Origin of the sequence: Deinococcus marmoris, assembly GCF_001949125.1 — a bacterium.
Classification (GTDB): Bacteria; Deinococcota; Deinococci; order Deinococcales; family Deinococcaceae; genus Deinococcus; species Deinococcus marmoris_A.
On record NZ_MSTI01000090.1, the window covers coordinates 1 to 8,355 of the forward strand.

Annotated in this window: 11 protein-coding genes and 1 pseudogene; 9 read left to right on the plus strand and 3 right to left on the minus strand. The window is 61.9% G+C overall.

Annotation, left to right across the window (positions count from 1 at the left end; translation table 11 throughout):
- Positions 1 to 207 (minus strand): hypothetical protein (locus tag BOO71_RS28365; RefSeq protein ID WP_217694832.1); only part of this gene is annotated, 207 nt, incomplete at its 3' end.
- Between the two features lie 210 nt (positions 208 to 417).
- On the opposite strand from BOO71_RS28365, the gene rpsF reads away from it, so the two are divergent.
- The 7 genes from rpsF to rny all read left to right on the plus strand — a co-directional run bounded on the left by rpsF (position 418) and on the right by rny (position 5,939).
- Positions 418 to 726: a 30S ribosomal protein S6 gene (rpsF, locus tag BOO71_RS13280; RefSeq protein ID WP_029482873.1), complete on the plus strand. Its 309-nt coding sequence runs from the start codon at positions 418 to 420 to the stop codon at positions 724 to 726.
- 160 nt (positions 727 to 886) lie between these two features.
- Positions 887 to 1,783: a single-stranded DNA-binding protein gene (locus BOO71_RS13285; RefSeq protein ID WP_075833141.1), complete on the plus strand. Its 897-nt coding sequence runs from the start codon at positions 887 to 889 to the stop codon at positions 1,781 to 1,783.
- A 35-nt stretch (positions 1,784 to 1,818) separates the two neighbouring features.
- Entirely contained in the window at positions 1,819 to 2,088 is a 270-nt protein-coding gene (gene rpsR / locus BOO71_RS13290) for a 30S ribosomal protein S18 (protein WP_029477417.1), read from the plus strand.
- Positions 2,089 to 2,102: 14 nt separating this feature from the next.
- Complete coding sequence (gene rplI / locus BOO71_RS13295) at positions 2,103 to 2,549, plus strand: 50S ribosomal protein L9 (protein ID WP_075833143.1); 447 nt, start codon at positions 2,103 to 2,105, stop codon at positions 2,547 to 2,549.
- A 101-nt stretch (positions 2,550 to 2,650) separates the two neighbouring features.
- Positions 2,651 to 3,196 (plus strand): DUF4384 domain-containing protein, encoded by a 546-nt coding sequence (locus BOO71_RS13300; protein ID WP_075833146.1) that lies wholly within the window; start codon positions 2,651 to 2,653, stop codon positions 3,194 to 3,196.
- A gap of 75 nt (positions 3,197 to 3,271) precedes the next feature.
- Positions 3,272 to 4,006: a dienelactone hydrolase family protein gene (locus BOO71_RS13305; RefSeq protein WP_075833148.1), complete on the plus strand. Its 735-nt coding sequence runs from the start codon at positions 3,272 to 3,274 to the stop codon at positions 4,004 to 4,006.
- 232 nt (positions 4,007 to 4,238) lie between these two features.
- Positions 4,239 to 5,939 carry a ribonuclease Y gene (gene rny / locus BOO71_RS13310; protein WP_075833150.1) on the plus strand — a complete coding sequence of 567 codons (1,701 nt, stop codon included), beginning with the start codon at positions 4,239 to 4,241 and terminating at the stop codon, positions 5,937 to 5,939.
- Between the two features lie 648 nt (positions 5,940 to 6,587).
- Here rny and BOO71_RS13315 read toward each other — a convergent pair.
- Positions 6,588 to 6,938: a hypothetical protein gene (locus BOO71_RS13315; protein ID WP_075833152.1), complete on the minus strand. Its 351-nt coding sequence runs from the start codon at positions 6,936 to 6,938 to the stop codon at positions 6,588 to 6,590.
- Positions 6,939 to 7,013: 75 nt separating this feature from the next.
- Between BOO71_RS13315 and BOO71_RS13320 the strand changes: the two genes are divergently transcribed.
- Positions 7,014 to 7,358: an AbrB/MazE/SpoVT family DNA-binding domain-containing protein gene (locus BOO71_RS13320; RefSeq protein ID WP_075833154.1), complete on the plus strand. Its 345-nt coding sequence runs from the start codon at positions 7,014 to 7,016 to the stop codon at positions 7,356 to 7,358.
- A complete protein-coding gene (locus BOO71_RS13325) occupies positions 7,355 to 7,777 on the plus strand; it encodes a type II toxin-antitoxin system VapC family toxin (RefSeq protein ID WP_075833156.1) in 423 nt (140 codons plus the stop codon). The genes BOO71_RS13320 and BOO71_RS13325 overlap by 4 nt, the downstream gene beginning before the upstream one ends.
- Positions 7,778 to 7,957: 180 nt before the next feature.
- Here BOO71_RS13325 and BOO71_RS13330 read toward each other — a convergent pair.
- A pseudogene (locus BOO71_RS13330) lies at positions 7,958 to 8,355 on the minus strand (hypothetical protein); the annotation flags it as partial.

The following is an 8,355-nucleotide window of genomic DNA, read 5'->3' on the forward strand; positions in this document are numbered from 1 at the left end:
GGGCGCGTGACCCATGAGGTGCGGTTTGCCGTGAGCAGCACGCTGCTCACAGCAAGGGAAGCCGAGGACATCTGGCGACAACACTGGAGTATCGAGAATCGGAGCCACCATCGGCGTGACACGATCTTCCATGAAGATCGTCACCGACTGCGCCAAGGAGCGCAAGGATTGGCTGTCCTGCACGGCATACTGTTGACCCTTTTGCACGCGCGAACACGACACCTCACCGATCTGGTCAGACGCCTACGGCATGATCCTCTGGCCGCGCTGAACGTCTTGGGAATTGGATCTGGTTGAGATAAAAGCCTGCCCTCATTCCCCCCTCTAGCGCTCCCCCCCGCCCTCTGATAATGTGGTGAGTTGCGCTGTGCGGCGAGGCCAGACCTTGCCCGGATTCGGCGTGAAGAGAGGTGAAACATGAACCAGTACGACCTGAACCTGATCCTGAACCCCAACCTCAGCGCCGAGCAGGTGCAAATCGAGAAGGAGTACATCGAAACCACGTTGAAGAACAGCGGGGCCGAGATGAGCAACCTCGACGACGTGGGCAACCGCCGTCTGGCCTACGCCATCGAGAAGGACCGCGAGGGCTATTACCTGATGTACACCATCAAGGCCGGTGGCAACCCCGAGAAGGACATCGCCAGCACCCTGCGTCTGCGCGACCACGTGCGCCGCGTCCTGGTGGTCAAGGACCGCCCGGAATGGAAGACCAAGAAGGCTTAAGCCACCCTTTGACCACGCCAATGCCAATATGCTATTGACGTAATCATATAGTTCGGTTATTCTTGAGTTGACCCGCACAGGGCCACACCCGCCAGCAACGTTAAAGCCCCCAGTACGGACGCCACTGCGCGTCCAGCCAGCCACCAAGGAGAACACTGTTATGGCCCGAGGCATGAACCATGTGTATTTAGTGGGCGCGCTCGCCCGCGACCCCGAACTGCGTTACACCCCCAACGGAACTGCCGTTTTCGAGGCCACTGTGGCCGGAGAAGACCGGATTGTCGGCAACGACGGACGTGAGCGGAACCTGCCGTGGTACCACCGCGTGTCTATTCTGGGCAAGCCCGCCGAATGGCAGGCCGAGCGCAACCTGAAGGGCGGCGACGCCGTGATGGTGGAAGGCACCCTGGACTACAGCTCCTGGGACGCCCCGGAAGGCGGCAAGCGCAGCGCAGTGAAAGTCAAGGCCCTCCGCATGGAAGGTCTGGACGCCCAACCCGAACTGATCCAGGACGCCGGAGGCGGCGTTCGCATGGGCAACGGGATGAACGAAGTGGCACTGATCGGTAATGTCGTCCGCGACCCCGAACTGCGCTACACCCCCGCCGGAGACGCCGTGCTTGGGATCGGCCTGGCCGTGAACGAGACGTGGAATGACCGCGCTGGGAACAAGCAGGAAAAGACCCACTGGATCGACGTAACCCTGTGGCGCGAAATGGCCGAGGCCATGAAAGAGCTGCGTAAGGGTGACCCCGTGATGGTCAAGGGCCGTCTGGTCAACGAAAGTTGGACCGACAAGGACGGCAACAAACGCAACTCCACCAAAGTAGAGGCGACGCGAGTCGAAGCTCTGTCCCGAGGCGCAGGAGCCGGTGCTTCTGCTGCCACCCCCGCCGGACCTCGCACGCAGACCGCGAGCAGTGCGGCGCGCCCCCAGGGCAACGGCTACGGCCAGAGCCAGAATCAGGCGGCGAACACGGGGAACCGTTCGGGCGGCTTAGATATAGACCAAGGTCTCGACGATTTCCCACCGGAAGAAGAAGACCTGCCGTTCTGAACTATTTGTAGGAACCGTGCAGGCACAAGGAACCCATGACGCAATCCAGCGACCGCAAACCACGTGGCAAGGGGCCGAAACGTCCCCGCAAGCCCAAGGTTGACCCCTTCTCCATCGGGGAACTTGAAATTACCGATTACAAAGACGTGAAGATGCTGCGCCGTTTTGTCTCCGACACCGGCAAGATCTTGCCCCGCCGCCGCACCGGCCTCTCGGCCAAGCACCAGCGCCGCATTTCGCAGACCATCAAGGTCGCGCGTCAGCTTGCCCTGCTGCCCTACACCGAGAAACTGGTTCGGAAGTAAGGAGGGCTGCCAATATGCAAGTCATTCTGATGGAACCCGGCAAGCTGGGCAAAACGGGCGATATTGTGGAAGTCAGAAGCGGGTACGCCCGCAACTGGCTGATTCCGCAGGGCATCGCCACCAGCGCCACCGCCGCCAACATGAAGAGCCTGGAAGCCCGCATTCGCGCGCGCCAGAAGATTCAGGCCCAGGAAAAAGCCACCGCCGAGGACCTCGCCAGCCGCCTGAACGGAGTCGCTATCGAAATGAGCGTCCGTGCGGGTGAAGGCAAGATCTACGGCGCAGTGACCCACGCCGACGTGGCGGGCGCGCTGGACCAGCTCGGCTTCGACATCGACAAGCGCAAGCTGGAGATGCCCAAGACCGTCAAGGAAATCGGCGAGTACGACATCGCCTACCGCGCCCACCCCGAAGTGACCATCCCCATGAAACTGGTGGTCCACGCGCAGAAGGAAAGCTGAGTTCAAGCCCCGGTTTGAATTGAGTTTGGACAAGCCCCCGCCCGTTGTGGTGGGGGTTTTTTCGTCTCCTGGCACACGGGGATTGCCCTAACATTGGCGTCATGCGAAAACTGGCAATTCTGGCATCGGTCACCCTGGCATTGACGGCATGTGGCGGTAGTCCCAGCCCACAGGCCGACAGCAACCCCGTGCTGAATGTTTCGGTCAATCCAGCCACACCCCAGGCGGGGCAGAACATCACCTTCACGGTCAGCTTGACGGGCGGCTCAGGAACGTGGAATGTGGCGCTGTTCAACCAGAACCCGGATGGCAGCGTCGATCAGGTTTACCCCAATCGGCTGCCAGAGGGTCAGCCCACGCTGACGCCCGGCGCAACGCTGAACTTTCCACCGCCGGAAGCCAAGTATGTTTTTGTCGCTGCTGGACCAATGGGAACCAACACGCTCCTGGCTTACGCCACGCAGAAACCTCTGGATCTGGAAGGCGAAGGTCTCAGTCGATACGACAATTCACAGGCCCAATTTGCCAGCGTAGTGGGCCAGGGGTTCGACACACTCAGTTCACTGCGGGCAAAACTGAAACTGGTTTTCTCAGGGATCTCAAAGGTCATCCAGTACGAGGTCATCAGCCCAGCGTCCACTCCCTGAAGATTCCTTCATCTGACAATCCTTCCACCCGATACCTCCCCTGTCCCATTAAAGTGGACATTGGAGGTTCTACCCATGTTGACCAGAATGCTGACCCTTTCGGCCCTTGCCCTCTCCTCTCTTGCGCTGGGACAGGCGGTGAAAGGCGCTGATCTGGACGTGACCAGTGGCGGCAAGGCGTACAAGAGCTATCTGGCTGCCCCCGCCAGCGCCGCACCCAAAGCCGCCGTGATCCTGCTGCACTCCTTCAACGGGCTGGAACAGGGCTACAAGGATCTGGTGGACGAGATGGCCGGGGCCGGGTACGTGACGCTGGCACTGGGCTGGCAGACCTTCGAGAAGCAGCCGAGTGACGATGTGGTGAGGGCACTGGTGGAGGACGGCCTGAAGACGCTGGCGGCCCGCAAGGACGTGAACATGAACGCCGTGGGCCTGACGGGCTTCTGCGCGGGCGGGCGCTACACCATGCTGCTGCTGCCGCAGATGAAACAGTTCAAGTCGGGCGTGGCGTGGTACGGCTTCCCCGATTCGGGCGGCACGGCCACGCAGCCCAAGGCTCCCGCCGACTTTATCGGAGAGCTGACCGCGCCCCTGCTGATCCTGCACGGCACGAAGGACCAGCCCAGCCCGGTTGCCAGTATTTACAGCTACGCGCAGAAACTGGACGCGGCGGGCAAGAATTTCAAGCTGACGGTCTATCAGGGTGCGCCGCACGGCTTCCTGCTCGCAGACAGCAAGATCACCGACACCTATGCCAGCCGCGACGGCAGGCGAGAAATGCTGAACTACTTTGGCGACACGCTGAAATAACGCCCCGTCAGCAACCCCGCCGCGCCCTCCCAGCGCACACCCACCACACAGAGAAATTCCAGAGGAACCACCCCTGTGGCAACGGCAGCGCTTTCAGACTTCGGGTTTGGGGCTAAACTGCGAGACGAACGTCCGAATTCAAACGGCGTTCGTCTTTTCTCACTTTTTTGCAGGGCGGGGGCGGACCTTTTCGTGGTCCCAGCCGCCCTGAAACAGAACCAAAAGGAGCAGTATGCCAACGATTGTCTGGTTGATCGTGGCGCTCCTGATCGGATTGGTCGGAGGGTTTCTCGGGGGGCAGTCGCGGGGCTTGCGGGAGCGGGCCGCAGTCGATGACCGCCTGCAACGGGAGGCCCGCGCAGAGGCAGAGCGCATTCGCGCGGCGGCGGAAGCCGAGGCACGCTTAACGCGGGAGCAGGCCGACCAGGCCAGACAGGACGCCACAAGAAGGATTCAGGAAGCTGGAGAGCGCGAAGCCCAGGTCACGGCGCTGGGCGCACAGTTCGGCGCAGAGCGCGAGGCCATCGCCAAGTTACGCACGCAGGCAGAGGCCGAACGCACGGCGGCCAAGGCAGACGTCACGCGTGACCGCGAGGCCCTGAGCGCAGACCGCAAGGAAACGCGGGCCGAGCGCGAGGAGCTGAAACGCGAGATCGAACGCCTCAACCGCCGGGCCGAACAGCTCGACGCGCGCGGCGACAAGCTCGATTCGCTGGAAGAACGGGTGGAGGAACGCTCGCGCATCCTGGCCGAACACGAGGCCGATCTGAGCGAGCGGGGCCGGGCGGTGGACCTCAAGCTGTATGAGGTGGCCAACCTCTCGCCGCAGGCCGCGCGCGACGAGATCATGGGACGGCTGGACAACGAGCTGGAGGAGGAGAAATCCATCCGGGTCAAGGCCATGCAGGAGCGCACCACGGCGGAGGCCAAGCGGCACGCCCGCCATGTGATCGCCCAGGCCATCCAGCGCAGCGCATCGGAAACAAGCGCTGCGCTGAGCGTGTCGGTGGTGCCTATTCCCAACGACGCCATGAAGGGCCGCCTGATCGGGCGCGAGGGCCGCAACATCCGGGCTTTCGAGGCGCTGACGGGCGTGGACCTGATCATCGACGACACCCCTGAAGCGGTGATCCTCTCCAGCTTCAACCCGGTGCGGCGCGAGGTGGCCAAGCATGTGCTGGACGCACTGGTGGCCGACGGGCGCATTCACCCCACCCGCATCGAGGAGATGGTGCATAAGGCGCAGGACGAGATGAAGACCTTTATTCACGCGCAGGGGGAGGAAGCGGCCATCGAGGCAGGGGTGATGGGCATCAAGCCGGGGCTGACGCAACTGCTGGGGCGCATGTACTTCCGCACCAGCTATGGCCAGAACGTCCTGAAGCACAGCATTCAGGTGGCGCACCTGACCGGCATCATGGCCGACGAACTGGGGCTGGACGCGGGGCTGGCCCGCCGCGCCGGTCTGATGCACGACGTGGGCAAGAGCATCGACCGCGAGATCGACGGCACACACGTCGAGATCGGGATCAACCTTGCCAGGCGCTTTGGCGAGGTCCAGGAGGTCATCGACGCGATTGCCCACCACCATGACCCGGAAAACGGCGAGACGCTGTACAGCGTGCTGGTAGCCGCCGCCGACGCCATCAGTGCGGCCCGGCCCGGCGCGCGGCGTGAGGAGCTGGAATCCTACGTGCGCCGTCTGGAGCAACTGGAGCAGATCGCCGTGTCGTTCCCCGGCGTGCAGCAGGCCTACGCCATCCAGGCCGGGCGCGAGGTCCGCGTGATCGTGCAGCCCGAGAAGGTCACGGACGCCCAGGCCATTCTGCTGGCCCGCGAGATCGCCGGGCGCGTGGAGCAGGACATGGAATATCCGGGGCAGGTGCAGGTCACGGTGGTCCGGGAAAGCCGCGCGGTGGAAGTGGCGCACTAACGCAGCGCGGGAAAAATGGGGGCGGTCAGGCGAAAGCGGGCCGCCCTTGCTTTATGCAATTTCGGGTTGGATACGGGGCGAGAAAGCACGCCCCAGTGCGGGAATTTCAGACCCGGCGCATAAAGTTGACAGCGGCTGGATTCCACGCTATATTTGTCTTATCACCGTCCGAGAGGGCGGGTTTTTTATTGGTTCTGGATATGGGCTGTGGAATTGCCATGCCCGCTTAACCACTCGGCTTCGCGGTTTTCTGGGGTGGCTCCCACGGTTGACCCCTCTGCTCCGCAGCTCTGCGAGTCCGCCCCTTCGGGGCACCTCCCCTTAGAAGGGAGGCAAGAGGTGTGGAATTGCCCGGCCAGCAGCGCACTCCTGGCTCCCTTTGAGGGGAGCTGGCTGGGAAGCAGACTGAGGGGTTCGCCTTCCAACGCAATACATCTTTCCCCCTTTTCGCGCGCGCAAGCATGACTGGGCCGACGCTATGCACTAGCATTATTTTAACGATGCTAAGAACACCGTCCCAGCGCAGGAATTTTAACCCGCTGCATAAAATTGACAATCCGCGCATTCTGCGCTATATTTTTCTTATCACCGTCCGCGAAGGGCGGATTTTTTATTGTCTGCCTCTTTGAGCCGTCAGCATCGGCAGATTTAGCGTTTGGCCGTCTGGTTTTCGCCTTCCGCATTCTGCATGGCTTTCCAGTCCTCGTAGGCCAGGGCGGGGAGCAGGGAGAAACTGCCCACCGCCAGCGAGGCCAGCGCCGCCGGGATACGCACGCGCGATTTGCCGTTCAGGGCCAGATACAACGCTCCCAGGGTACTCAGCGCGCCGATGTCCATGAACATGATGCGCGCAAAGGAGCTGCGTTTGAGGGTTTCCACCGTGCCCAGATCGCCGTCGCGTTTCTTGCCGAGGATGGCGGTCAGCACCAGCATCAGCAGCAACGAGAGGTACAGGCGCAGGCGGGTGGGCGAGGGGCGGCGGTAATCATCCAGGTTCATGGCTCAGGGTAGCGGAGAATCACCATTTACAGAGCGCCTTACCTCTACACTTGGCTGTGTAAGGAGGCGCAGCCCATGACTCCCACATCCAGCAAAACAACAGTTCACGGCACCGTGACCAGCAAGGGACAGATCACCCTGCCCAAAACGGTCAGAGACTATCTGGGCATCAAGCCGGGAAGCCGACTGGAATTTGTGCTGGAGGACGGCAGCGTGAGCGTTCGCAACAGCGCCCCCGCCGCAGACCCGCTTCAGGCGTGGTTTGGCACCATGACGCTTCCCGAAGGGCAAACTGCCACCGGGTGGGTTCGGGACCTGCGCGATCAGAATGATGGTCTGAGTGAGGGTCAGCCGCTCAGCCCACCGGAACCCGGCCAGCGCATCACCTACCTGAACCCGGACGGCACGCGCCAGCCGTGAAGATCAGTGTGGACACGAACATCATCGTGGGGTTCTGGCTGGGGACGCCCGAAGGCCAGCGGGACCTACAGAGCATTCGGCAGATGCAGGGGCGGGGCGATACATTCGTGGTCTGCGGCGTGGTGTACACCGAACTGTGCGCTGCACCGGGACACAGCCGCGCCAGCGTTGAAGCCTTTTTGAAGGTGGCGAATGTGGGGCTGGATTACGGCATGCCCGCCCCGGTCTGGGAAGCTGCTGCCGATGCCAATGCCGTTTATCAGGGGCAGCGGCGGCCCAAGCGGCAAAACACCCCCAAACAGGTGGTGGCCGACTTTCTGGTGGGAGCGCACGCCCTGAACCACGCCGACGCCCTGATGACGCGCAATCCGGGGGATTTTGGAGCCTTCCCCGCACTGCATCTGCTGGTGCCGATGTAAACAGCCGAAAACGCCCCCACCCTTCGGCTTTGGGAACACCGTGGGCAGGGGCGGGGGCTGGAGCGTGGGTTTGAGATGCCGCGAATGTAGTGAGAGGTGGACAGAGTTCGCACTTTATCGAAGCATTCGCGCTATTTTTTCAAAATGGCAAGGCGTGTAGGCCCATATATCCCACAGACGTCATTCACTAAGAAGCGCAGAGAAGATCGCGAAACGGTGTTCTCTCCTGCCAATCTCAACTGACATCTTGCAGTTTTGCAAAAGGATGTCTGGAACGCACTTTCGGCCCCATAGTGAGGTGTGTACCCAAAAGAATCGCGCTCCAGACGGCTTTATTCTGACATTCTGCCTTGCTTTTCTCGCAAGCAACACCGGGAATCCTTCGAGGTCTTCCTTGACCTGTTGCTTGATGGTTCCGGTAGACCTCTGCCGGAACGGGCCACCGTCAAATCCCCCTCGGCGCTCAGCCGCTTTTTCAATCACGCCACCTGGAGTACCCGTCGGCTCTGCCGGGTAATGCGCCAGCACGCTTTCCAGACGTTGCAGGACCGATGGCGACAGCAGCCCCATCAGCGCCC

What these genes read in the sequence shown, in the direction of transcription:
- BOO71_RS13305 (WP_075833148.1), top strand. Translation starts at nt 3,272, where the DNA reads ATGTTGACCAGAATGCTGACCCTTTCGGCCCTTGCCCTCTCCTCTCTT.
- BOO71_RS13320 (WP_075833154.1), top strand. Translation starts at nt 7,014, where the DNA reads ATGACTCCCACATCCAGCAAAACAACAGTTCACGGCACCGTGACCAGC.
- BOO71_RS13300 (WP_075833146.1), top strand. Translation starts at nt 2,651, where the DNA reads ATGCGAAAACTGGCAATTCTGGCATCGGTCACCCTGGCATTGACGGCA.
- BOO71_RS13285 (WP_075833141.1), top strand. Translation starts at nt 887, where the DNA reads ATGGCCCGAGGCATGAACCATGTGTATTTAGTGGGCGCGCTCGCCCGC.
- rny (WP_075833150.1), top strand. Translation starts at nt 4,239, where the DNA reads ATGCCAACGATTGTCTGGTTGATCGTGGCGCTCCTGATCGGATTGGTC.
- rpsR (WP_029477417.1), top strand. Translation starts at nt 1,819, where the DNA reads ATGACGCAATCCAGCGACCGCAAACCACGTGGCAAGGGGCCGAAACGT.
- rpsF (WP_029482873.1), top strand. Translation starts at nt 418, where the DNA reads ATGAACCAGTACGACCTGAACCTGATCCTGAACCCCAACCTCAGCGCC.
- BOO71_RS13315 (WP_075833152.1), bottom strand. Translation starts at nt 6,938, where the DNA reads ATGAACCTGGATGATTACCGCCGCCCCTCGCCCACCCGCCTGCGCCTG.
- rplI (WP_075833143.1), top strand. Translation starts at nt 2,103, where the DNA reads ATGCAAGTCATTCTGATGGAACCCGGCAAGCTGGGCAAAACGGGCGAT.